General features: G+C 52.2%; 22 protein-coding genes and 1 riboswitch. Of the genes, 1 reads left to right on the forward strand and 21 read right to left on the reverse strand.

The features are described from left to right. Positions 1 to 9: 9 nt before the first annotated feature. The 21 genes from atpD to prfA form a co-directional block, all read right to left on the reverse strand. Complete coding sequence (atpD, locus tag NSU01_RS33135; protein ID WP_039309318.1) at positions 10 to 1,407, reverse strand: F0F1 ATP synthase subunit beta; 1,398 nt, start codon at positions 1,405 to 1,407, stop codon at positions 10 to 12. Between the two features lie 124 nt (positions 1,408 to 1,531). Further along, complete coding sequence (gene atpG / locus NSU01_RS33140; RefSeq protein ID WP_039309316.1) at positions 1,532 to 2,401, reverse strand: ATP synthase F1 subunit gamma; 870 nt, start codon at positions 2,399 to 2,401, stop codon at positions 1,532 to 1,534. Positions 2,402 to 2,554: 153 nt separating this feature from the next. After that, positions 2,555 to 4,066, reverse strand: coding sequence for a F0F1 ATP synthase subunit alpha (atpA, locus tag NSU01_RS33145; protein ID WP_042140249.1), 1,512 nt, complete (start codon positions 4,064 to 4,066; stop codon positions 2,555 to 2,557). 11 nt (positions 4,067 to 4,077) lie between these two features. After that, complete coding sequence (locus NSU01_RS33150) at positions 4,078 to 4,629, reverse strand: F0F1 ATP synthase subunit delta (protein WP_042140251.1); 552 nt, start codon at positions 4,627 to 4,629, stop codon at positions 4,078 to 4,080. Continuing rightward, positions 4,626 to 5,114 carry a F0F1 ATP synthase subunit B gene (gene atpF / locus NSU01_RS33155; protein ID WP_039309309.1) on the reverse strand — a complete coding sequence of 163 codons (489 nt, stop codon included), beginning with the start codon at positions 5,112 to 5,114 and terminating at the stop codon, positions 4,626 to 4,628. The genes NSU01_RS33150 and atpF overlap by 4 nt, the downstream gene beginning before the upstream one ends. 97 nt (positions 5,115 to 5,211) lie before the next feature. Continuing rightward, positions 5,212 to 5,424 (reverse strand): F0F1 ATP synthase subunit C, encoded by a 213-nt coding sequence (gene atpE, locus NSU01_RS33160; protein ID WP_036699216.1) that lies wholly within the window; start codon positions 5,422 to 5,424, stop codon positions 5,212 to 5,214. 107 nt (positions 5,425 to 5,531) lie between these two features. After that, the gene (gene atpB / locus NSU01_RS33165) at positions 5,532 to 6,299 is read right to left on the reverse strand and encodes a F0F1 ATP synthase subunit A (protein WP_042140252.1); all 768 of its coding nucleotides are present in this window, start codon (positions 6,297 to 6,299) and stop codon (positions 5,532 to 5,534) included. A 29-nt stretch (positions 6,300 to 6,328) separates the two neighbouring features. Then, the gene (locus NSU01_RS33170) at positions 6,329 to 6,706 is read right to left on the reverse strand and encodes an ATP synthase subunit I (protein ID WP_042140253.1); all 378 of its coding nucleotides are present in this window, start codon (positions 6,704 to 6,706) and stop codon (positions 6,329 to 6,331) included. Further along, positions 6,699 to 6,932, reverse strand: coding sequence for an AtpZ/AtpI family protein (locus tag NSU01_RS33175; protein ID WP_042140254.1), 234 nt, complete (start codon positions 6,930 to 6,932; stop codon positions 6,699 to 6,701). The genes NSU01_RS33170 and NSU01_RS33175 overlap by 8 nt, the downstream gene beginning before the upstream one ends. A gap of 179 nt (positions 6,933 to 7,111) precedes the next feature. Continuing rightward, positions 7,112 to 8,272, reverse strand: a complete 1,161-nt coding sequence (gene wecB / locus NSU01_RS33180) for a UDP-N-acetylglucosamine 2-epimerase (non-hydrolyzing) (protein WP_039309304.1) — start codon at positions 8,270 to 8,272, stop codon at positions 7,112 to 7,114. 67 nt (positions 8,273 to 8,339) lie between these two features. Then, positions 8,340 to 8,969 carry a uracil phosphoribosyltransferase gene (gene upp, locus NSU01_RS33185; RefSeq protein ID WP_020426095.1) on the reverse strand — a complete coding sequence of 210 codons (630 nt, stop codon included), beginning with the start codon at positions 8,967 to 8,969 and terminating at the stop codon, positions 8,340 to 8,342. A 444-nt stretch (positions 8,970 to 9,413) separates the two neighbouring features. After that, complete coding sequence (gene glyA / locus NSU01_RS33190) at positions 9,414 to 10,661, reverse strand: serine hydroxymethyltransferase (protein ID WP_076246363.1); 1,248 nt, start codon at positions 10,659 to 10,661, stop codon at positions 9,414 to 9,416. Between the two features lie 69 nt (positions 10,662 to 10,730). Then, positions 10,731 to 11,384 carry a TIGR01440 family protein gene (locus NSU01_RS33195; protein WP_081970317.1) on the reverse strand — a complete coding sequence of 218 codons (654 nt, stop codon included), beginning with the start codon at positions 11,382 to 11,384 and terminating at the stop codon, positions 10,731 to 10,733. Between the two features lie 99 nt (positions 11,385 to 11,483). Then, positions 11,484 to 11,567, reverse strand: a riboswitch (ZMP/ZTP riboswitch). A 50-nt stretch (positions 11,568 to 11,617) separates the two neighbouring features. Further along, positions 11,618 to 12,205, reverse strand: coding sequence for a low molecular weight protein arginine phosphatase (locus NSU01_RS33200; RefSeq protein WP_042140255.1), 588 nt, complete (start codon positions 12,203 to 12,205; stop codon positions 11,618 to 11,620). Between the two features lie 99 nt (positions 12,206 to 12,304). Next, positions 12,305 to 12,877: a manganese efflux pump gene (locus tag NSU01_RS33205; protein ID WP_042140256.1), complete on the reverse strand. Its 573-nt coding sequence runs from the start codon at positions 12,875 to 12,877 to the stop codon at positions 12,305 to 12,307. 100 nt (positions 12,878 to 12,977) lie between these two features. Then, positions 12,978 to 14,255, reverse strand: a complete 1,278-nt coding sequence (locus NSU01_RS33210; RefSeq protein ID WP_076246360.1) for an L-threonylcarbamoyladenylate synthase — start codon at positions 14,253 to 14,255, stop codon at positions 12,978 to 12,980. A 183-nt stretch (positions 14,256 to 14,438) separates the two neighbouring features. Beyond that, on the reverse strand, positions 14,439 to 15,218 hold the full coding sequence (spoIIR, locus tag NSU01_RS33215; RefSeq protein WP_076246358.1) for a stage II sporulation protein R: 780 nt from the start codon (positions 15,216 to 15,218) through the stop codon (positions 14,439 to 14,441). Positions 15,219 to 15,294: 76 nt separating this feature from the next. Then, on the reverse strand, positions 15,295 to 16,494 hold the full coding sequence (locus NSU01_RS33220; protein WP_076246355.1) for an FtsW/RodA/SpoVE family cell cycle protein: 1,200 nt from the start codon (positions 16,492 to 16,494) through the stop codon (positions 15,295 to 15,297). A gap of 602 nt (positions 16,495 to 17,096) precedes the next feature. Further along, positions 17,097 to 18,281, reverse strand: coding sequence for an FtsW/RodA/SpoVE family cell cycle protein (locus NSU01_RS33225; RefSeq protein WP_076246353.1), 1,185 nt, complete (start codon positions 18,279 to 18,281; stop codon positions 17,097 to 17,099). Positions 18,282 to 18,438: 157 nt separating this feature from the next. After that, positions 18,439 to 19,494 carry a HemK/PrmC family methyltransferase gene (locus NSU01_RS33230; RefSeq protein ID WP_076246351.1) on the reverse strand — a complete coding sequence of 352 codons (1,056 nt, stop codon included), beginning with the start codon at positions 19,492 to 19,494 and terminating at the stop codon, positions 18,439 to 18,441. A 4-nt stretch (positions 19,495 to 19,498) separates the two neighbouring features. Further along, positions 19,499 to 20,566 (reverse strand): peptide chain release factor 1, encoded by a 1,068-nt coding sequence (gene prfA, locus NSU01_RS33235; RefSeq protein ID WP_039309100.1) that lies wholly within the window; start codon positions 20,564 to 20,566, stop codon positions 19,499 to 19,501. A 495-nt stretch (positions 20,567 to 21,061) separates the two neighbouring features. Here prfA and NSU01_RS33240 point away from each other — a divergent pair, with 495 nt between their 5' ends. Then, positions 21,062 to 22,516, forward strand: a complete 1,455-nt coding sequence (locus tag NSU01_RS33240) for an IS1182 family transposase (protein ID WP_076248992.1) — start codon at positions 21,062 to 21,064, stop codon at positions 22,514 to 22,516. Positions 22,517 to 22,862: the final 346 nt, after the last annotated feature.

The following is a 22,862-nucleotide window of genomic DNA, read 5'->3' on the forward strand; positions in this document are numbered from 1 at the left end:
ATGCCGAGATTACAACGTTTTGGCTTTTTCCACTGCTTCTTCAATCGTACCTACGAACAGGAACGCTACTTCCGGAAGATCATCGTGCTTGCCTTCCAGGATTTCTTTGAAGCTGCGTACTGTTTCTTTGATCGGCACGTATTTGCCTTTGAAGCCTGTGAACTGTTCTGCTACATGGAAAGGCTGGGACAGGAAGCGCTCAACCTTACGGGCGCGGGACACAATGACCTTATCCTCTTCACTCAGCTCATCCATACCCAGGATTGCAATGATATCCTGAAGCTCAGTATAACGCTGCAGCAGCTGCTTAACGCCTTGTGCCACGTTATAATGCTCTTCTCCGACAATTTCAGGTGCCAACATACGCGAGCTTGAAGCCAGAGGGTCAACCGCAGGGAAAATCCCTTTTTCGGAGATTTTACGCTCCAGGTTGGTAGTCGCATCCAAGTGGGCAAACGCAGTAGCCGGTGCAGGGTCTGTATAGTCATCCGCAGGCACGTAGATCGCCTGGATTGAAGTAACAGAACCTTTCTTAGTGGACGTAATACGTTCCTGCAGCTGACCCATTTCTGTAGCCAGTGTAGGCTGGTAACCTACCGCAGAAGGCATACGGCCGAGAAGGGCCGATACTTCGGAACCCGCTTGGGTGAAGCGGAATATGTTATCGATAAAGAGCAGCGTATCGCGGCCTTCAACATCACGGAAATATTCCGCCATGGTCAGACCGGTCAGAGCTACGCGCAGACGCGCGCCCGGCGGCTCATTCATTTGTCCGAATACCATCGCCGTTTTCTTGATAACGCCGGAATCCGTCATTTCATGATACAGGTCATTACCTTCACGGGTACGCTCGCCAACACCTGCGAATACGGAGATACCGCCGTGTTCCTGTGCGATGTTGTTGATCAGTTCCTGGATGGTTACAGTTTTACCTACGCCGGCACCGCCGAACAGGCCGATCTTACCGCCCTTGGCGTAAGGGGCAAGCAAGTCGATAACCTTAATGCCGGTTTCCAGAACTTCTGCCTGAGTGGACAATTCATCGAATGTAGGAGCCAGACGGTGAATCGGGTTTCTTGCAGCCACCACTTCAGCGCCGTTATCGATTGGATTACCAAGCACGTTAAATACGCGGCCGAGTGTTGCTTCACCAACAGGAACCGAGATCGGTCCTCCCTGGTCAATGGCATCAATACCGCGTACCAGTCCATCTGTGGAAGACATGGCGATACAACGCACCAGGTTATCTCCAAGATGATTGGAAACTTCAAGAGTCAGATCCATGTTACGGCCATCGCTCAGAGTCCCAACAATTTTGATAGCGTTGAATATCTCGGGCAGCTGGCCGCGTTCAAATTCAATATCGACAACCGGACCCATAATGCTCACAACGCGTCCTTTGTTCATCTTCATTTCCCTCCTCGAAAGCTGTTACATATGTAGAAACGGTCCATTACCCTTTACAGGCATCATCCGTTTCTGCGGATAAATACAAGGCAGGGCCAAGCCCGGAGGCATGGACCCACTCATATTAAGACTGCGCGTTCGCACCAGCCACGATCTCGGTAATTTCCTGCGTAATTGCCGCCTGACGGGCGCGGTTGTACGTAAGTCTTAGTTCTCCGATCATTTTTGACGCGTTCTTCGTTGCACTGCCCATAGCTGTCATCTTAGCTCCCAGCTCACTGGCCTTGCCGTTCAGAAGAGCACCGTAGATTAAAGTTTCGGCGTATTTAGGAAGCAGAACTTCCAGCACGCCTTCAGGAGAAGGTTCGTATTCATAGGCAGCTGTCGCTCCGTGATGCTCGCCTTTTCCTACACCATCCATAGGCAGAAGTCTGTCTACAGTCGGAACCTGGCTGATCGCATTGATAAACTGGTTGTAGCAAATGTACAGCTCATCGTAGACGCCTGTCTCAAACTGGTTTACCGCCGAATAAGCAATCGACTTGATGTCAGCAAACTTCGGGGTATCAGACAGCTCGGTGATTTCCTCTACAATGGGGTACTCACGGCGGCGCAAAAAGTCACGGCCCTTGCGGCCGATAACAAACAGTGCATACTCATCCTTGGACTTATGCCGCTCTGCGATCAGCATCGTTACTTTACGCAGAATGTTGGCATTGTAGCCACCTGCAAGACCTCTATCCGAGGTGATGATCAAATACCCTGTTTTTTTGACAGGCCGGCTGACCAGCATCGGATGCTGAACATCCTGCGTACCGGCAGCAATACTCGAGACCACCTCTTTGAGCTTCTCTGAGTAAGGACGCGCAGCTTCCGCTTTCTCCTGCGCTTTGCGCAGCTTGGAGGCGGCGACCATCTCCATCGCTTTGGTGATCTGTCTGGTGTTCTGAACGCTCTTAATTTGACGTTTAATATCGCGCATGCTTCTTGCCATGATTTCACCACCTTAGAGCTTTGGCGTAGCCAAAGCTGACTTCGTAAGCATTCTCTGAGCTTTGGCGTAGCCAAAGCTAACATCGTAAGCATAAGCTGAGCTTTGGCACAGCCAAAGCTCACTTCGTAAGCGTAACTGAGCAAACTCTATATATTAGCTTGTAGCAAAGCCTCTTTTGAATTTCTCGATCGTTTCTTTGAGTGCTGCCTCGTTGTCTGCTGTCAGATCCTTGGTATCCGTAATGGATTGAAGGATTTCAGTTGCACTGCTGTCGATATACGCCAGGAATTCCTTCTCGAAACGCTTCACGTCTTTGACAGGAATATCATCCAGATGTCCTTTGACAGCGGTGTACAGACTGAGCACTTGGTGCTCAACATTAAGCGGCTGGTTTACGCCTTGTTTCAGAATCTCCATCATACGCGCACCGCGGTTCAAACGGGCTTGCGTAGATTTATCCAGATCGGAACCGAACTGGGAGAAGGCCTGAAGCTCACGGTATTGAGCCAAATCCAGACGCAGGGAACCGGCAACCTTCTTCATTGCTTTGATCTGCGCGGAACCCCCTACACGGGATACGGAGATACCGACGTTGATCGCCGGACGCTGACCGGAGTTGAACAGATCGGATTCAAGGAAGATTTGACCATCGGTAATCGAGATTACGTTCGTAGGAATGTAAGCCGATACGTCAGAAGCCTGTGTTTCGATGAAAGGAAGGGCGGTTAATGAACCTCCACCAAGCGCATCGCTGAGCTTAGCCGCACGTTCCAGCAGACGGGAGTGCAAGTAAAATACGTCACCCGGGAATGCTTCACGGCCCGGTGGACGGCGGAGCAGCAAGGACAATTCGCGGTAAGCCGAAGCCTGCTTCGAAAGGTCATCATAAATAACAAGAACATGCTCGCCTTTATACATGAAGTATTCGCCCATTGCGCAGCCTGCGTATGGAGCAATATAGAGCAGCGGAGAAGGCTCGGAAGCCGACGCGGTTACAACGATAGTATATTCCAGCGCGCCGTGACGGCGGAGGGTTTCTACTACCTGTGCTACTGTAGATTGTTTTTGACCAATCGCAACATAGATACACTTCATGCCGTTGCCTTTTTGGTTGATGATCGCATCAATGGCGATCGCAGTCTTACCGGTTTGACGGTCACCAATGATCAGTTCGCGTTGTCCGCGGCCGATTGGTACCATGGCATCGATCGCTTTCAGACCTGTCTGCATCGGTTCATGAACCGATTTACGGTCGATAACGCCCGGTGCATTATGTTCTACAGGACGGAATTCAGTCGTTGCAATTGGACCTTTGCCGTCAAGCGGCTGCCCCAGTGCATTCACTACACGGCCCAGCATGGCTTCCCCAACCGGAACCTGCATAATTTGTCCTGTACGTTTGACTTGATCGCCTTCACGAATGGCTGTGTATTCACCCAGGATAACAACACCGACGTTGCTTTCTTCCAGGTTAAGCGCCATGCCTACTACACCGTTGGAGAACTCCAGCAGTTCCCCTGCCATTGCGTTTTCCAGACCGTAGACACGGGCGATACCGTCTCCGACTTGAATGACGGTGCCAATTTCGGCCACTTCGATATCGGCTTTATATTGCTCAATTTGATTTTTGATCAAAGTGCTGATCTCTTCAGGTCTGATGCCCAATATCCTCACCCCTATCTTCTTTGCTTATCATTAAAGGATTTCTCAAGACGCTCCAGCTTGCCGGATAGACTGCCGTCATACAGCGTATCGCCGATGATGACCTTCAGTCCGCCTAGCAGGCTCTTATCCACCACATTGGTAACACGAATCTTGCGGTTTGTAAGCTGGCTGAACTCTGCCGCTACACTATCCTGTTCCTCTTGATTCAGAGAATAGGCGGAGTAGACAGTAGCATCGCCGATGCCAAGGGCGTCCCCTTCTATCTTGACGTACGTGGCCAGCAGTTCTGCGAAAATATCGGTTCTGCCCCGCTCTACCAGCAGTTCTACCATGTTCATTACCGCTTCCGAGACTTTACCTTTAAGCGCTCCGCGCAGCACATTCAGCTTGTCGGATTGCGAGATGCGCGGTGCCAGAATGAACTGTTTCACCTCTGCATCATAATGAAGCACTTCGACTACTAACCTAAGCTGGGCTTCCACTTCAAGTGTAATGCCTTCATCCACTGCTGCACTGTACAAGGCTTTGGCATAGCGTTTGGCAACTACCGTATCGCGGCTCATGGTCGGCCTCCTACCTCTTTGAGGTATTGATCAACGAGTTGTTCCTGTTCGCCGTCAGCCTTAACTTCTTTTTCAAGCAGCTTGGATGCAATGCGGACCGATGCTGTACCCAGCTCGCTGCGCAAAGCTTCCACAGCCTTGTTCTTCTCGCTCTCAATATCACGGACTGCTTCGTCCTTAAGGCGGGTAGCTTCAGCTTTAGCCTGATCCAGAAGCTTGTCAACCTGATTGTTGCTTGTAACCTGGGACTGCTGAATGATAGCCTGCGCCTCTTGGCGTGCCTGCTGCAGAGCCTGCTTCTGTTCTTCTACGTAAGCGACCGCCTGTTCTCTGGTCTTGGCTGCTTCATCCATTTGCTGCAGCACCATTTCGCGGCGCTTCTCCATAATTCCGAACAGCTTGCTGAATGCAAATTTGCTGAGCAGGAAATACAGGATCCCAAAGGCGATAATGGAAAACAATATATTTGTCCAAACGATAGTCACTGAGGTCACTCCTTTCCGTTACCGCGGCATGCGGACATATACAAAAGTAAGGCGCGGATGGCACTTGCCCTCCCCGCCAAACCGTAAAAACGGTTTATTAAGTAAACATGATCAGGAATGCGATAACTGTAGCGGCCAAAGGAATAACTTCCACGATACCTACACCGATAAACATTGTTGTCTGCAGTGCGTTACGTGCTTCCGGTTGACGAGCGATGGACTCAACTGTTTTGCTGACGATCATACCGTTACCAAGACCTGCACCGAGTGCGCCTAAACCAACCGCGATTGCTGCTGCCAAAAATTCCATTTGTAAATATCCTCCTTTAATTTCGGTTCTTTTTGTAATGACTTAATGATATAAAAATCTCCCGCGAAGAGTATTCCGGCGGCTGCCGCTATCCTCACGGCAGTTCATTAATGTGCTTCTTCCTCGTGGATCGTCATCTGCGCGATGTACACCATCGTCAGAATCGTAAAGATAAACGCCTGAAGCGCACCAACAAAGATACTGAAGCCCTGCCAGACAGCCAGGAACGGGATACTGAATATCCCCAGCTTCAGAATTACGGTGATCAGAACCTCGCCGGCAAAAATATTAGCAAATAGACGAATGGCAAGCGCCACCGGCTTCGCCAGGTTCTCAATGATGTTAAGCGGCAAGAAGATCGGGAACGGCTCAATATAGTGTTTGAAATAATGTTTTCCATTCAGCTTGATTCCCAAATAGTTCATTAGTACAAACACGACAATCGCCAGCCCGGCGGTTACATTGATATCTGCAGTCGGCGATTTATACCACAGAATCTCTACATGCTCGCCATGTGTCAGATTTTTGGTTGCTTCGATAACATGTCCAAAAATGTGAACCGGACCTTCGGCTTCTGTAATGAAGGAAAACGGCAGACCAAGGAGATTGGAGACGAAGATAAACAGTATCAGCGTCAATCCCAGTGATATGTAAGGCTTCCCTTTCTTCAAATCCATGGCGCTGCTGATCAGTCCCTGTACAAATTCAACGACCCACTCCATGAAATTCTGGAGTCGTGACGGATTATCAACAGACAGGTTGCGGACGGACAGCATGACCAGAGCGAACACGATCACCGAACTGATCACCAGCATCAGTACCGCTGACAAGTCAATCGGTATTCCGCCAACATAGATTAAAGGCATTTCGTGCATAGTATCATCCCCCTTTCTCTTTAATATGGCTACAGCTTATTCTTGATTCCTAAATATATCCCCACGGGAATAGATAGAAGCTGGGGGATGAACAGGCCGGCAATCGTTGCCTCCAGCGAGAAATGCTCGATTTTGACCGAAAACATGGTGACCAGAATAGCGAAACTGATTCTTGTAGCGAAACCAAGGCTGAAAGAACTTTTCTGTTTATCCGCAACCGCCTGTGTCACCCTTCTTACTTTGAGGGCAAGATAACGAAAGTTAACGAGTCCTGCCAGCAAGCCCAGCGACATGCCCAGAGTAACTGCACGGGTCTCATGATGAAGAGCCCATCCCATTAACAAGCCTGCCATAATGATTACTGTCACCCTGGTAACGGTATTGATTACGGGAGTCATATTATCCATTTTGCTCCCCCAGAAATTTTTTGATTAGCAAAGCAACATTCACAACCCCGAGAACCATCCCGGCAATTGTTCCGATGGCCAGCCAAAGCTTAGGTCCGTCCATCAGGTTCTGCAGCCACCTTGCCACAAAAAAACCTATAACAATGTAAGCGGCAAGCAAGCTGCCTGCACCCCCGAGAACCAAAGCAATACGTCCCAGGCCGGCCTCGTTCTTTTGTTCCTTCATAGGCTACAATCCCAACTAATTTTACTGAATATCCAGACTCTTTGTCAATTCACCGAAAATTGCTCAAAAGTGCTTGAAAACATGAAAATAATCACAGCAAAACATACCAAAACCATATAAACCGTACAGTTTCACTGTATGCTGCTTTTATTTACTTTAGTATATTAGTTGTCGTGCCATCATTTATTATTTGTGAACATTCTGTGAAACTCTTCCGGACGTTCTTTAACAGCTCCGAAATGGTGCAAAATCGCATTGACAATTCTCTCGGAGGCTTTGCCGTCTCCATACGGGTTGGCGGCCCGGCTCATGGACTGATACAGATTCTGATCGGTCAATAGAGCATGTGTCCGTTGATACACCTTCTCCTCGTCCGTCCCCACAAGCTCCAATGTTCCGGCCTCGATCCCTTCCGGGCGCTCGGTTGTATCACGCAGCACAAGCACGGGAACTCCAAAGGAGGGAGCTTCCTCCTGCAGGCCGCCGGAATCGGTCAATATCAGGTGGGTATGCGGATAAAAATTATGCAGGTCAACGACATCCAGCGGATCAATCAGCTTAATTCTAGGGTGTCCGCCGAGGATCTCATGCGCCGGTTCCTTCACTGCAGGACTCGGGTGCACAGGATACACAATGGCTACATCTTCAAATTCATCAGCGATTCTTTTGACAGCACGGAAAATATGACGGTGCGGTTCGCCTTGGGATTCTCTGCGGTGCGCCGTCATCAAAATAAGTCTTTTTCCTGAAGCAAAATCCAGTACAGGATGCCGGTAGTCCGGCTGTACGGTATATTGAAACACATCAGTTACAGTGTTGCCTGTGATATAAATACTTGATTCTTTTTTGTTCTCGTGTCTCAGGTTGCCGGCTGACCAATCGGTCGGGGCAAAGTGCAGATCGGCAAGCACGCCGGTCAGCTGACGGTTCATTTCCTCCGGATAAGGCGAAAGCTTGTTCCATGTCCGAAGACCTGCTTCCACATGCCCAACCTGAATTTGCTGCAGGAAAGACGCATAGCTGGCCAGGAAAGTGGTAAGCGTATCCCCGTGTACAAGCACCAGGTCAGGTTTGACCTCGCGAAGCACTGGCTCTAGTCCTTCAAGCACCCGGATAGTAATCTCATTAAGGGTCTGCCGGTCCTTCATTACGTCCAAATCATAATCCGGCGTAATTTTGAATACCTCCAGCACCTGATCAAGCAGTTCACGGTGCTGGGCAGTTACACAGACAATGGATTCAATCTGCTCAGGGTGTCTGTTCAGTTCCAGAACCAGAGGCGCCATCTTGATCGCCTCAGGGCGCACTCCGAAAATCGTCATTACTTTAATTTTGGACATAACCCCTACCCTCTCTTCTGAAGACTACAGAAATTGTATTTGTTCTATTAATACCTCGAGGGTATTATTACTTGGTTCCATACAGTCTGTCGCCGGCATCTCCGAGGCCTGGGACAATATAACCATGCTCATTCAGATGATCATCAAGTGCGGCTACATAGATGTCCACATCCGGATGTGCAGCCTGCACCGCAGCGACGCCTTCAGGAGCAGCAATCAGGTTCATCATCTTGATCTGGGTGCATCCGCGGTTCTTAAGGGAGGTGATGGCCGCAATGGCTGAGCCGCCTGTAGCCAGCATCGGATCAATAACGATCAGTTCACGTTCCTGCACGTCTGTAGGAAGCTTAATGTAATATTCAACCGGCTGCAGCGTTTCCGGATCACGGAAAAGCCCTACATGTCCTACTTTAGCCGCTGGAAGCAGCTTCAGGACACCCTCCAGCATGCCAAGACCGGCGCGCAGAATCGGAATCAGTCCCAGCATTCTACCCGAGATCACTTTGCTCTGCGTTTCAGCCACCGGCGTCTGCACCGTAATGGTCTCAAGCGGGATATCACGTGTAATCTCATAGGCCATAAGTGTTGCTACTTCATCGACATGCTCTCTGAATTCTTTCGTGTTGGTCCGCACATCGCGAATAAATGTTAGTTTGTGCTGAATCAATGGATGATCGCAAATCACCAATTTTCCCATTTTGTCCCTCCGGTAATTGTAAGTCTTATTTATAGCCAGAGTAAGCGCTTTGCTTCCCGCGTGGCTAAATCTTGTCTATTATATCATCACCAAGGCCGCTTTTCACCTACAGAAGGGGAAAACCGTCTGCAAAGGCAGTCTCCGCAAATTTCATAGCTACACGGAAAGTTTAGGAAATTCCCCCAAGCCTCTGGATATAAAACAAAACTTAGTTTGTGCCATTAGGCACTTTTAATACTATTCACATTTCTTTCACTACTTTTATTGAAAATTCCATGAACTTTCATGATTATTACATGATAATTCATACCATTTTCTTACTATAATTTGTGAACATTATGCAACAGAAACCGGCCACAAAACATTTGAAATCTCACCTATCAAAAAAACCTTTGCGGAATCCGGTGGAACCGGACCCGCAAAGGCAGAATAAGCAGCTTAATATTAATACTGCAATTCGGGATAGATCGGATACTTTTCAGTAAGCTCGGCCACCTCACGTGCAGCCTGGGTCAAATTAGCATCATCCTTCGGATTCTTCAGCACATTCGCAATAATCCGGCCGATCGTTACCATAGCCGGCTCGTCCATACCGCGTGATGTAACAGCAGGTGTACCGATCCGGATACCGCTTGTTACAAACGGGCTGGTAGGATCGAACGGAATCGCATTCTTGTTGACTGTAATTCCGATGGAATCAAGCACCTTCTCCGCATCCTTGCCGGTAATGCTCAGATTACGGGTATCCAGCAGCATCAGGTGGTTATCCGTACCGCCGGAAACAATATTAACGCCTTCGCCGATCAGCGTATCTGCCAGAACCTTGGCATTCTTCACTACATTCTCGGCATAGGTCTTGAACGATGGCTGCAGCGCCTCACCGAAGGAAACAGCTTTGGACGCAATGACATGCATGAGCGGTCCGCCTTGGGAACCCGGGAAGACCGCTTTATCAATAGCAGCAGCCCATGGCTGTCTGCACAGAATCATCCCTCCGCGTGGACCGCGCAAGGTTTTGTGCGTAGTTGTTGTAACGAAATGGGCATGAGGAACCGGACTCGGATGAACACCGGCTGCAACCAATCCGGCAATGTGAGCCATATCGACCATAAACAAGGCACCCACATCATTTGCAATGGAACCGAGTGCGGCAAAATCAATGGTCCGCGGATACGCGCTTGCTCCGGCTACGATCATTTTGGGGCGGTGTTTGAAGGCTGCTTTACGCACTTCGTCATAATCAATCAGGAAAGTATCCTCCTGTACGCCATAAGCCACAAAGTTATACAGGATACCGGAAGCATTAACCGGGCTGCCGTGGGTCAAATGGCCGCCATGCGCCAGATTCATACCCAGTACGGTATCGCCAGGATTAAGCGCGGCAAGGTAAACGGCCATATTGGCCTGTGCACCGGAATGCGGCTGCACATTGACATGCTCGGCACCAAACAGCTGCTTGGCACGGTCACGGGCCAGGTTCTCCACGATATCCACATCTTCACAGCCGCCATAATAACGTTTGCCGGGATAACCTTCGGCGTATTTGTTCGTAAGCACGGAGCCCATGGCTTCCATTACGGCTTCGCTTACAATATTCTCTGAAGCAATGAGTTCAATGTTTGCACGCTGACGGCTCAGTTCCAAGCCCATCGCTTCCAGTACTGCCGGGTCACTCTTACGTAGTTGTTCCATGTTTCTTATTTCCTCCCTGTTACTCTAATTTATGTGGTGTTAAGACGAAACCAGTTATATACGCTGCTCTCAGTCACAATTCGCGGAGCCGCTTGTCTCCGGCGTGCGGTACACTGCCCGTTCGCCGCCGATCAGCGGCGGTCTGCTCCATGCTGCGTTCACCCGGGCTGCCCCGATATAGCGCAGGCTAGGCCGGAAAGGTACGGCTACGCGGCGGAGGTGCATGCCAATTAGCGTCTCCCCGATATCAATACCGGCGTGGGCCTCTATAGTCTCGGCCAGCACCGGATCTGTCATAGAGCGGTAAGCGGCCGCAGCCATGGAACCTCCGGCTCCCGGAACCGGCACAGCCGAAACCTCCCTAAGCCCCAGTGATTCCAGCAAAGAACGTTCCATCACCAGCGAACGGTTCAGATGCTCGCAGCATTGGTACACGGGATGAAAGCCAAATTCAGCAGCGGCCTGCGTAATCCCCTGCAGCAGCAGCTGTGCAACCTCAAGCGCACCTCCGGTGCCGATCCGCACACCCGCCACTTCACTGGTGCTGGCCCCGACGACGAGAATTTTACCCGGACCGAGCTTACCCGCTTCCGCCAGTTCGCGGACTACCGCCGCAGCTGCGGCGTCCAGGGTCAGCTCTGCACTGTCCGCTTGTTGCCCGGCTGCTGAAGGCGCACCGGACGCGCGCTCTCCCCATAGATCCTGCTTACGGACTTCGTCCATCTTACCGCCCCCTTCAAGCGTTGATAATGCCCACAATTCCCACTACAGATACGACATTTAAACAAAAAAGAGCAGTCCGCAGATTTAGCTGCGGATGTGCTCTTTTGCCCAGGCGACCGGCCGTTTATTCCAGGTGCTCCATCGTGGTTTGATCCACACTTGTCGCCAGTTACACCGGAACCGGATAATATTTATTTCATCTTAAGGGATAGACGGCGAAAAATCAACCACCTTCACAACCGCCGTAAGGATTCCAGCTTATCCAGTAAACTGTACAACGCAGTCCGGATCTCAGCAGCCGTCAGCTCATAATCTTCACGGGAGCCGCCGAACGGATCACTGATATCGAAGCTCGGAATCCGTTGCCGGATCTCAATAATCCGTTGCATATCAGCGGCGCTCGGCTCTCCGCCCAGCGAAATGCTGAGTTCGGCATCTGCATACAGGCTATCCAGTTCACGGATATCGGCGTTCACAGACTCTTGCGTATGCACATATTCCTTAAGAGTATAAGTCTTGTTAACTGCGTCAGGGAAATATTGCAGCAAATGCCGCTTATGTCCTCCGGTCAGGGTAAGCACCAGATCAGCCCAAGAGACAGCCTCTCCGGTCAGTTGCGAGGATACTATACGATCTTCAATGCCTTCATCCTGCAGGATTCCGGCAGCATGCCTGGATATGGAAGTACCTGAAATGGCGGAAACTCCGGCAGACCGCACCTCCACATCGATCCCCCGCTCTCCCGCCAGCTTCCGCAGAAGACCTTCAGCCATAGGGCTGCGGCAGGTATTTCCTGTGCAGACGAATAAAATATGCAGCATACTTTCCACCTCCGGTAAAAATATAATTTCGGATAATCCACAACTTCCGAATGAACTGAACAATGAAATGTTCTATTTATTTGTATTTCCGTTATTGTATCAGAAGATGAACAGCAAGCCAAACGCCAGAAGTATAGCTCCGCCCAGTGCTTCACCGTAATCCCCGAGCCCGCGGCTTACTCTCCTGCCCAGCAGCAGTCCGGTAATAGACATCATGCCGCCGCAGACACCGAAGGCCAGCACTGTAATAACTATGCTATTCACAAACATTCCCAGTGAAACCCCGACCGAAAAGGAATCTACACTTACACTGAGCGAGATCAGCAGCATGCCCCATACCGTCCGGTGATCCACCGCCCGGCTCCCGCCGTCACCCTTGCGGAATGAATTCAGAATCATATGTCCGCCCAGCAGTACAAGCAGCCCCCCGGCGGCATAGGTGGTCACCTGACCCAGCAGATGGCCGACATAGCTGCCTGTGAACAAGCCGAGCAGCGGCATAAGCACATGAAAAAAAGCAATGAGCAGACTGAGCTGCAGCACATGCAGCAGACGGATACCCTTCATCCCGATCCCTACACCGAGCGAGAACGCATCCATTCCAAGCGCAACTGCCATAATGGCAACTGTTACGAGCTGGCCCCAGCCCTCATATATTCCGCCTATGCCCATGAATATACCCCCAAAGTCCGTAAGTTCTTGTACAACAACGATATGCGGACAAGATGGTATTCATGACTATGAGGCGGATAGCAGAGCCGGGAAGAGGCTGTTAACCGGCGTCGATCACCGCTTCACCGGCGGCTTTCATCAGCCGGTTCATTATGGCAGCGCCGAGGCCCGTGACCGGGCAGGCCTCGGCCAGAATATAGGTCGCTCCCGCCTCATCGAAGCGCCGCAAGGCGGCATACAGGGAGCGGGCCGCTTCCTCCGGCGAGGCTAACGAGCCGAGAGAAACTACGCAGGCGGCCGGGTCGGCGGGATACAGGGCCCTATGCTCCTCGAAGAGGAGCAGGCCCGTGATCCCGCCCTCCCGCTGCGCCGCCTGCAGCAGGCTTGCGGCGGTCTCCGCCACGCGCTGCGGGGAGGAGCCGCGTACGATGCCCAGCGCGCCGCGCGGGGCATAGTGCGTGTACTTCATGCCCGGCGCGCGCGGCGCCGGGCTGCCCTCGGCGGCTTGCGCAGCAGCGCCGCCCGTCCCGCCGCCGCTCACCTGCGGCGGCGTAGCCTGGGACTGGCCGCCGGAATGTCCGGCGGCAGCGTCCGCCAGAGCCAGGGCCGGGGCTGGGGCCACAGCCCCGGTACCCGCCACCGCCGCGAGCTGCTCGGCGGTGATGCCCCCGGGACGGAGCACCGCTACCGTCCCGTCCGGCTGCACCTGCACCACGGTCGACTCCAGGCCGACCCCGGCCGCGCCGCCGTCCAGAACCCCGCCGATATATCCGGCGAGGTCTTCCATCACATGGGCGGCCAGCGTAGGACTCGGCCGCCCGGAGCGGTTGGCGCTGGGCGCGGCAACCGGGCATTCCGCGGCGCGCAGCAGCGCCAGCGCCACCGGATGACCCGGCATGCGCACGCCGACCGTATCCAGCCCTGCCGTAACCAGCGGCGAGAGGACGCCGGGCCGGACCGGCAGCACCAGCGTCAAGGGGCCGGGCCAGAAGGCATCCATCAGCGCCGAGGCGACCGGATGCACTCCTATGACCAGGCCCTCCAGCTCTTCCCGCCGGGCTATATGCACGATCAGCGGGTTGTCGGAGGGGCGGCCTTTGGCCGCGAATACCGCTTCTACTGCCGGGGTATTCCGGGCATCCGCCCCCAATCCGTAGACCGTTTCGGTCGGAAAAGCAACGGTGCCCCCGCTCCGCAGCATAGCTGCTGCAGCAGCGATTGCCTCCCTGTCACTCTCTGCTGATGGAACAGAGGGTATGTCCTGCCCCGCAGCAGGTCCGGGTCCGGTAATCCCGGACGTCAAACTCCAATAAAGAGTTGCATCTATATTGCCGCTCCGGCGCTGAACCGCAAACGAAGAATCCTTAGGCTCTGTCATTTCATCACAAGCTTTCCTGTTTAATCACTTCACACTTCAATACTGCATCGTCCGGAAAAAGCCAAAAACGGCTCCACCAGGTGGAGCCGCAGCCACTTCCGCTCAAGTTCTGCATTTATCGTACCATATCCGGCAGGAAAACTGTAGATTTCGTAAACCGCCATTCCGCAAATTCCCGGAAGCTTAGGCGAACAATCCGCAGATCCAGCTCCACAAATTCTGCAGCAGCTCCCATACGAAGAACTTCACCTTCGGCGCTTCTGCATCAGCGTCCGTACCACCGTCCCCGCCGGCCGAAGCCGTAATACCGGAAGCAGTCTTATCAACCCCGCCATCCGCCGTTTTCACCTTGGCTCCGTCTCCGGAAGCTTTAGCGGAGACCGCCGAAGCCTTCTTGGCTGCAGCGGGTTCCGCAGCTGCCGCATCACCGGAGCCGGCATCAATGAAGCAGAGCGGCGGAAACAGCACACACCACCAGTTCTGACCTTTGCCTGCGCCAAGCGTGACCCGCAGCGCTTCATATTCCCCGGCAGGATAGACCCGTCCGCCATACATTTTCGTCGGGAAAGGTACGGTGCCCAGTTCGACTTTATAGCTATAATCAATTCCCCGCCGCGCAAGCTCTCCGCCCACCAGGTCATTCAGTTCCGGGAGATGACTCTGAATCAGCGCCCGCGCCTGCTCCAGACTCTGGGGATCCTCCAGTCCGGCCACCCACTGGTTAATCTGCTCCACCACCTGGTCGCGGATCTGGCGTTTGACCAGCTGATCTCCCGCACCATCCGAATTCGCCAGAATACGCAGACGGATCGACTCCTGCGGAATAGATACCTCCGCTACGGCAGCATCGCTTTTTTGCCCTTCCCAGGCCATCATCAATATCATAAAAAAACAAATTAAAATGGCAGTATACTTGAATGTAATCCGCAGGGAATCCCTTTTATCCAGCTGATCGTTATTCATCTTGCGCAGCCCCTCTCCCTCTGAAACTCTTATGTTCCCAGTATGTCCGGGAATGAGAGACTGCAAACCTAGTAATCTATGATTTTGAGAATAAAGTAGTCTCATCTCTCAGCTTGGGCAGCGGAAGCGGCAGATCATCCTCCACATCCTGCCCGTAGAGCCGCACACTCATGGCAATCCCCATACAGGCCATGTTAATCAGAATCGAGGTTCCCCCATAGCTGATAAACGGAAGCGTAATCCCCGTCAACGGCATCAGCCCGGTCATTGCCCCGATATTCTCCAGAATCTGATACAGCAGCATAGCTACGATTCCGACAATCAGGAGCGGGCCGCCGCGGTCCCTGCATTCCAGGGCAATCACAATTAATCGGTGGATCAGGATAAAAAAGAGCATCAGCAGCGCCGCTGCACCCAGAAAGCCGAATTCTTCGCCGATCTGCACGAAAATCGATTCAGAATACAGATAAGGCACCCGGTCACTTTGCACCGTGCCGCCCTGCAGATAACCTTCGCCGCTGAGGCCGCCCGAGGCAATCGCCGTCTTGGCATTCTTGGTCTGATAGCTCGCATCGCTGCTTGCCAGATCCGGTACCAGCCAGGGGTCAAAGCGCCTGACGAAGTGATCCCGGCCCAGTGTCTGCTCTATGAAGCTTACCGTCTGCTCATGATAGTGGACATAGCACAGAATGAAGCCCAGCACCGATCCCGCCAGAATAACCATCCCGATCAGCGCATGTGAGAATTTAATATTTCCGATCCACAAAAGCCCAAGCAGAATCACGATATAGCTGAGCGCATTGCCCAGATCATTCTGGATGATGACCAGCGCGAACGGCGCCAGGGCGATTAGGCTAAGCGGCACCACGTCACGCCAGAAGCGCAGCGGATTTCTTTGTTTGCGGACAAGTACAGTGGTCAGAAAAAGAATCAGGATCAGCTTAAACAGCTCCGCCGGCTGGAGGCTTAATTCACCGATGCCGATCCAGCCCTGGGCGCCATTTTTTACCTTGCCGAAAAAGCTGACCAGCAGCAGAATACCGATCCCAAGGATGTAAATATAGAGTCCATACCGGACCAGAAGGCGGTAATCAAACAGGGTAAGCAGAAAAAAAGCAACAAAACCCAGCACATAATACTGAATCATCCGTATGTGTGTGCCATCCAGGTCAACTCTCCCGTGAGTCACGCTGTATATCGAGAAAATACTGACACACATCAGCAAGAGCAAAATCAATACGATGGAGCCGTCAATCCGTCTGATTCTCTGTAACATCGGAATACTCCTTAACCTACGCGAATTATGGACCGGCCTGCTGTAGTATACCCAGGGAACCGAATCCACTAATTTCCATTGTAAGACAAGTGGGGGCGTAAATACAATTTATGTGATCGTTGCCAGCCGGGGAATAGCATCAGCTTTAAACTAATGAGGTGACAACCATTCTGGTTAATCACTTGCCGAAGGCTTGGAGTGATCCAATTGCCTCACTTACAGGATATGCGGTAGCTTAATTGCACTTTGTACAGCTAAAACGTCTGACTTTCAACCAATTATCCGTTTAGTTGTATTTCGTACACCTAATTCCTCCATATAGCTGGGTTCTCGGCGATTCGGGCAGATTTAGTTGTACAGAATACAGTTATACGGTGCGACCATACCCTCTTCGCTGTTTTTAATTGTACAGAATACAACTATCACTGAATTCCCCCTTGAAACTGAACACATCCATCGCTGCATGCTTGAGAATCAACTCACTTCTTAAGTTCTGATGTTGTACTAGCGTACAGACAAACAAAATGCCGGAACCCTTCCTTTTCGAAGAGCCCCGGCATGCGGATTACCTCTGATTGAATCAGAGATATTATAGTATACAGTTAGCCTTGCTTGACCGGAGAAGAATAGATTGTAGGACTCGGCAAATCTTCCTCTACCTCTTGACCATGCAGGCGTACACTCATTACCAGACCGATACTGGCCATGTTGATCAGGAGTGAGGTCCCCCCGAAGCTGATGAACGGCAGCGTAATCCCGGTCAGCGGCATCAGGCCGATGAAGGCACCGATATTCTCAAAAATCTGATACAGCATCATCGCGACAATGCCGACAATCAGAAACGGCCCGCCCCTGTCCTTGCACTCCAGTGCAATCAGAATCATCCGGTGAATCAGGATAAAGTAGAGCAGCAGCACCAGCGCCGATCCGACAAAGCCAAACTCCTCGGCAATCTGTACAAAAATCGAATCAGAATACGTATACGGCACACGATCCGTCTGTACCGAGCTGCCTTCCATATAGCCTTCGCCGCTCATACCGCCGGAGGCTATGGCGATTTTGGCGTTTTTAGTATGATAGCTTGCCTTGGCCGTCGCTTCTTCCGGCACCAGCCATGGATCAAAGCGCTCTACCCAGTGGGAACGGCCGATATCTGTCAGGAAATCCTTAATTTCATCGTGGTAATGAATGTAGCTCATGATTCCGGCAGCGGCGCTTCCGCCAATAATTAACAGCCCGATCAGCGCATGCGTGAACTTGATATTGCCGATCCAGAGGAGGCCTACCAGAATTACGATATAGGAGAGCGCATTCCCAAGGTCATTCTGGCTTAGTACGATCAAAAACGGCAATAGGCTCATTAGACCCAGCGGCACGACATCGCGCCAGAACAGCAGCTTATTCTTATTTTTGCGGACCAGCACCGCAGCCAGAAACAGGATCAGTATCAGCTTAAACAGCTCGGCGGGCTGGAGACTGAAGCTCCCGAATTTAATCCAGCCCTGCGCGCCATTCTGTTCTGTACCGATAAAGCTGACCAGCACCAGAATCCCAATGCCTGTAACGTAAACATATAGCGCATATTTAACAAGCAGACGATAATCCACGAAGGTGAGCCCAATGAAGGCGATGAAGCCCAGGATATAGAATTTGATCATTTTGATATGCGATCCGTCCAGCTTGTCGCGCCCGTGGGTAACGCTGTATATGGAGAAAATGCTGACTACCATCAGCAGCACAAGAATGACCAGGATGACGCCGTCTATCTTCTTAATCTTCTGAAGCATATTCTGTCTCCTTACTCAGTACTGGTTCCTCTTGTCACCTGGCCGCAGCCGCATACAGAGGTCCCGTCATTTCTATTGTAAAGGAAGGGGCAGCATAAATACAATTTCACCGTTTGGCGGTTTCTGCCTACTGGCAGCCGCATCCAGGACGGGGACGCTAGCGGGCGATCCCCAGCACATGCCGGGGAATTCCGGCGAGATCCTCGATCGTGATGATCTCGTTCCAGTGGCCGGCCGCCCCCAGCAGCTCAGCTACCTGCCCGGCCTGTCCCTGGCCGAGCTCGAAGCCGACCAGGCGCGGCGGAGCCGGGAGCAGCGGCAGCTGCTCCATCATGCGGCGGTAGGGATCAAGCCCGTCCCCGCCGCCGTCCAGAGCCGTGCGCGGCTCATGGTCGCGCACCTCGCGCTGCAGCCCGGCGATGTCGCCGCCGGGAATGTACGGCGGGTTGGAGACGAGAATATCCGTCTCCATCCCCGCGAACGGCTCGAGCAGATCGCCGAGCCGCAGGTCAACGGACGTGCCGAGCCGCTGCGCATTGCGCCCGGCCACGGCCAGCGCGCCGGGCGAGATGTCGCCGGCGCAGACCCGCCACGCCGGCGCTTCCGCCGCCAGCGTGACGGAGATCGCTCCGCTGCCGGCGCCGATGTCGACGGCGGTCAGCGGACGCACGGCGCGCGGGCGCGCCGCCTCACTGCCCGCGGCTCTCTCCCCCGCGGGCCCATCGGCTTCTTGCGCGGCTTCGCTCCGCGCAGGCCCCGGCGCCTGACCGCCCGCGGCTCTTCCCCCCGCGGGCCCATCGGCTTCTTGCGCGGCTTCGCTCCGCACCGCAACCGTCCCGTCCGGCCACAGCTCCGCGCCGTAGCGCAGAATCGCCTCGACGAGCAGCTCCGTTTCCGGACGCGGAATCAGCACATCGGGCGTAACCTCGAAGGCTCGGCCGTAGAATTCCTGCTCGCCTATGATGTACTGCACCGGTTCACCCGCCGCCCGGCGGGTGACCAGTTTTTCCCATTGCGCCTTGAGCGCTGGCGGGAATGGATCAGCCAGCGCCATATAATATGCCGCTCCGGACAAGCCCAGCACATGCTCCAGCAGCAGCTGGCTGCTGCGCTGCGGCTCATTGCATCCGTGCCCGGCCAAAAAAGAAGAAGCCTCCGCAAAGGCTTCCCGGATGCTTTGCAATTCCGACATGACGTAAGAGTCGTGTTTCAAAGCATTATTCTCCTTTTTCCATCAATTCCGCTTGTTCCGCAATAGACAGTGCCGAGATGATCTCGGTGATATCTCCGTTCATGACCTGCTCCAGACGGTGCAGGGTAAGGCCGATCCGGTGATCCGTTACACGGCTCTGCGGGAAGTTGTAGGTACGGATACGCTCACTGCGGTCCCCGGTTCCTACTTTGCTCTTCCGTTCTCCGGAGTACTTGGCTTCTTCTTCCTGACGCTTCAGATCCGAGATACGGGCACGCAGCACCTGCAGCGCCTTCTCTTTATTGGAGTTCTGGGACTTGCCGTCCTGACAGGTAGCTACGATACCGGTAGGTACATGGGTTACACGCACCGCAGACTTGGTCGTATTAACGGATTGTCCGCCCGCGCCGCTGGAACAGAAGGTGTCGACACGGATGTCCTTATCATGAATTTCAATTTCGAATTCTTCCGCTTCCGGCATAACCGCAACGGTAGAAGTTGAAGTATGAATTCGTCCGCCGGATTCGGTTGTAGGAATACGCTGCACACGATGCGCACCGCTTTCGAACTTCATTTTGCTGTAAGCGCCGCGGCCGTTGATCAGGAAGATAACTTCCTTGAATCCGCCGAGATCGTTCGTGTTCACATCCATCAGCTCTACGCGCCAGCCCTGGGTATCGGCATAACGGGTATACATCCGGTACAGGTCAGAGGCAAACAATGCTGCTTCGTCCCCGCCGGCTGCGCCGCGGATTTCCACGATTACATTCTTATCATCATTAGGGTCTTTGGGGAGCAGGAGCAGACGGATCTTCTCCTCCAGAACCACCTGTCGCGAGGACAGGTCGTCGATCTCCATCTTGACCATTTCCTTCATTTCATCATCAAGCTTCTCAGCCTGCATCATCTTGGCGGCTTCGAGCTCTTCCATTACATTTTTATATTCGCTATACGCCTCAAAGGCGGGCTGCAAGTCGGATTGTTCTTTGGAATAGTCCCTCAGTTTCTTACTGTCGTTTGCAACATCCGGGTCACAAAGCAGTTCACTGAGTTTCTCATAGCGGTCCGCCAGGGATTGCAATCGGTCCAACAAGGGAATTCACCTCTCCTGATTCAAATTCTTCGGTTATACATACTTAACATTGTCGATACAACATAAATAGATATACGACTTTATATTATACCACCACTCCAGCCAATTGGCTACAGTACAAAGCGCGGAATCAGGAAATCTTTTGAATCCTGAGCTGCGCCACCTTATGATGTAAAAGCTGCAGCCAAGTTATGCATCAGGCGCTTGTCCTGATTACAAAATAACCCGGTACTGAATAAATATCTGATGCCGCTCCCGGCCTCATTCCCATGGATATTAATAGTTGGAAAAACGTATCTTAATTTCGGTGTTTTGCAGCGTTAAAGGGAATTTAATTGGATAAACGTCATTAAATTTCAGACGTTTTCTCGAAAGTGATCTATTTGGCTGAATATTAAGTGCCGTTTTTCAGACTGTTGAAAAAGTCTTTATTTCACACGACACCGCGTTAATTTAGTATAATATAGGTAACTTTATTGGAAAGCGCGGTGTCTTATGTTAAACGAAAAGGATCACGGAGATAGAGGGAAATATCAAATGGAGCTTGTTTGTTTAGACCAATTGGTCCCCCCCGATCACCTCCTTCGGTTGGTCGAAAAGCATGTGGATTTTTCGTTCATCACCGAAATCGTGCGCCCCTATTACAGCGAATCCCAAGGGCGACCCTCGATCCCCCCCATCCGTCTATTCAAAATGATGCTGGTTGGCTATCTCTTTAACATCGGCTCCGAACGGATTCTGGAGAAAGACATTGGTGTGAACCTGGCCTACCGCTGGTTTTTGGGCCTGGGCCTTAGCGACCCCGTTCCGGACCACTCCACGATTAGTTCGAATCGCAATCGACGATTCAAGGGAACGACCGTCTTCCAGGATATTTTCGACGAAGTAGTACGGCTTGCGATCTCTCACCACATGATTGCGGGACGGCTTCTCATCACCGATTCGACGCATATCGAGGCCAATGCCAATAACAATCGCTACACGCAGCAAATCACAAGCGGGTCGCCTCAGGCCTATCTGCAGGAGTTGGACCGGGCTGTCCAGGAAAGCCGGGAGGCTCATGGAAAAAAGCCCCTGGCTCCTCTACGTAAAAGAGCGGCAGAGGAGCAACCGAAAAAGGAAAAGGCGAGCCTAACCGATCCCGAGAGCGGCTACATGAGCCGGAAGAACAAACCGGAAGGGTTCTTTTACCTGGACCACCGGACGGTGGACCACAAATACAATATGATTACAGATGTGTATGTGACGCCAGGCAATGTCAATGATTCCACGGTGTATATGGAACGTTTAAAACGGCAACTGGAGACCTTTGGTTTTGGCGACACGCTTGAGGCAATCGCCTTGGATTCAGGCTACATGGTCCCCCACATTTGCAAGCAAACGATCTCCTGGATGACGGTCATTGCCGAGCGTAAACCACCTAGCAAACCTGGCTTTTATACGAAAGAAGACTTCACGTATGATGCGCAAAAAGATGTATATGTCTGTCCCTTAGGACAAGAACTCACGTACCGAACGACAAACCGCTATGGTTATGATGAGTATGTCTCGGCCAAAGGGCACTGCGCGACCTGCCCGAAATTGACGCAATGTACCGAAAACCAGAAGCACCAGCGTTTGATTCAGCGGCATGTATGGGAGGACTTTAAAGAAAGAGTGCAGCAAAACAAGAAAAGCCCGGAAGGCGAAAAGATCTACAAGTACCGCGCTCAAACCATTGAGCGTAGCTTTGCTGATGCCAAAAACCTCCATGGGTACCGTCGATGCCGGATGCGAGGCAAAGCCAAGGCACAGGAGCAGGCGTTGATGACAGCCATTACGCAGAACCTGAAGAAAATAGCCCGGCATTTAGCTAAAAAGGAGGCCTGCGTTTTTCATTTGGGTATGAAAAACGATAGATCTTCTGATTTTAACCACTATTTAGGAATTCCCGGGAATGTAGCAGCTTGAAAATCGACTTTTTCAACAGTCTGCGTTTTTCCATCTACTTCCTGGCAAGGGTCACTCTGTTCATAAGCAAGTGGAGATTATCCAACTGCTTTTCCGCCGCAGGCGGCAGGCGGTAGCGACAGACCAGACGGTAGACCAGACCGCAGACGCTCGCCGTCTGCCACTGTCCCAGCCGAACCCTTGTTCATCGTACCCCCGGCTTCTGAAGCCGCCTTTTCGGGTTTTCCACAAATAGGAGCTGACCCTTATCCTTATCCTTATTCAAAAAGAAACCATTCAGCAAGTAATAAACTCTACTCTGAATGGCCTCTCTGCCCTACACTATAAATGGTCTATACGTTAAATG

It is taken from the genome of Paenibacillus sp. FSL H8-0259 (assembly GCF_037963255.1).
GTDB classification, from domain to species: Bacteria; Bacillota; Bacilli; order Paenibacillales; family Paenibacillaceae; genus Paenibacillus_AQ; species Paenibacillus_AQ phytohabitans.

Coding starts and splice junctions, on each gene's coding strand:
- atpD (WP_039309318.1), bottom strand. CDS start 1,407: ATGAACAAAGGACGCGTTGTGAGCATTATGGGTCCGGTTGTCGATATT.
- atpG (WP_039309316.1), bottom strand. CDS start 2,401: ATGGCAAGAAGCATGCGCGATATTAAACGTCAAATTAAGAGCGTTCAG.
- NSU01_RS33150 (WP_042140251.1), bottom strand. CDS start 4,629: ATGAGCCGCGATACGGTAGTTGCCAAACGCTATGCCAAAGCCTTGTAC.
- atpE (WP_036699216.1), bottom strand. CDS start 5,424: ATGGAATTTTTGGCAGCAGCAATCGCGGTTGGTTTAGGCGCACTCGGT.
- atpB (WP_042140252.1), bottom strand. CDS start 6,299: ATGCACGAAATGCCTTTAATCTATGTTGGCGGAATACCGATTGACTTG.
- NSU01_RS33170 (WP_042140253.1), bottom strand. CDS start 6,706: ATGGATAATATGACTCCCGTAATCAATACCGTTACCAGGGTGACAGTA.
- NSU01_RS33175 (WP_042140254.1), bottom strand. CDS start 6,932: ATGAAGGAACAAAAGAACGAGGCCGGCCTGGGACGTATTGCTTTGGTT.
- wecB (WP_039309304.1), bottom strand. CDS start 8,272: ATGTCCAAAATTAAAGTAATGACGATTTTCGGAGTGCGCCCTGAGGCG.
- upp (WP_020426095.1), bottom strand. CDS start 8,969: ATGGGAAAATTGGTGATTTGCGATCATCCATTGATTCAGCACAAACTA.
- glyA (WP_076246363.1), bottom strand. CDS start 10,661: ATGGAACAACTACGTAAGAGTGACCCGGCAGTACTGGAAGCGATGGGC.
- NSU01_RS33195 (WP_081970317.1), bottom strand. CDS start 11,384: ATGGACGAAGTCCGTAAGCAGGATCTATGGGGAGAGCGCGCGTCCGGT.
- NSU01_RS33200 (WP_042140255.1), bottom strand. CDS start 12,205: ATGCTGCATATTTTATTCGTCTGCACAGGAAATACCTGCCGCAGCCCT.
- NSU01_RS33205 (WP_042140256.1), bottom strand. CDS start 12,877: ATGGGCATAGGCGGAATATATGAGGGCTGGGGCCAGCTCGTAACAGTT.
- NSU01_RS33210 (WP_076246360.1), bottom strand. CDS start 14,255: ATGACAGAGCCTAAGGATTCTTCGTTTGCGGTTCAGCGCCGGAGCGGC.
- spoIIR (WP_076246358.1), bottom strand. CDS start 15,218: ATGAATAACGATCAGCTGGATAAAAGGGATTCCCTGCGGATTACATTC.
- NSU01_RS33220 (WP_076246355.1), bottom strand. CDS start 16,494: ATGTTACAGAGAATCAGACGGATTGACGGCTCCATCGTATTGATTTTG.
- NSU01_RS33225 (WP_076246353.1), bottom strand. CDS start 18,281: ATGCTTCAGAAGATTAAGAAGATAGACGGCGTCATCCTGGTCATTCTT.
- NSU01_RS33240 (WP_076248992.1), top strand. CDS start 21,062: ATGTTAAACGAAAAGGATCACGGAGATAGAGGGAAATATCAAATGGAG.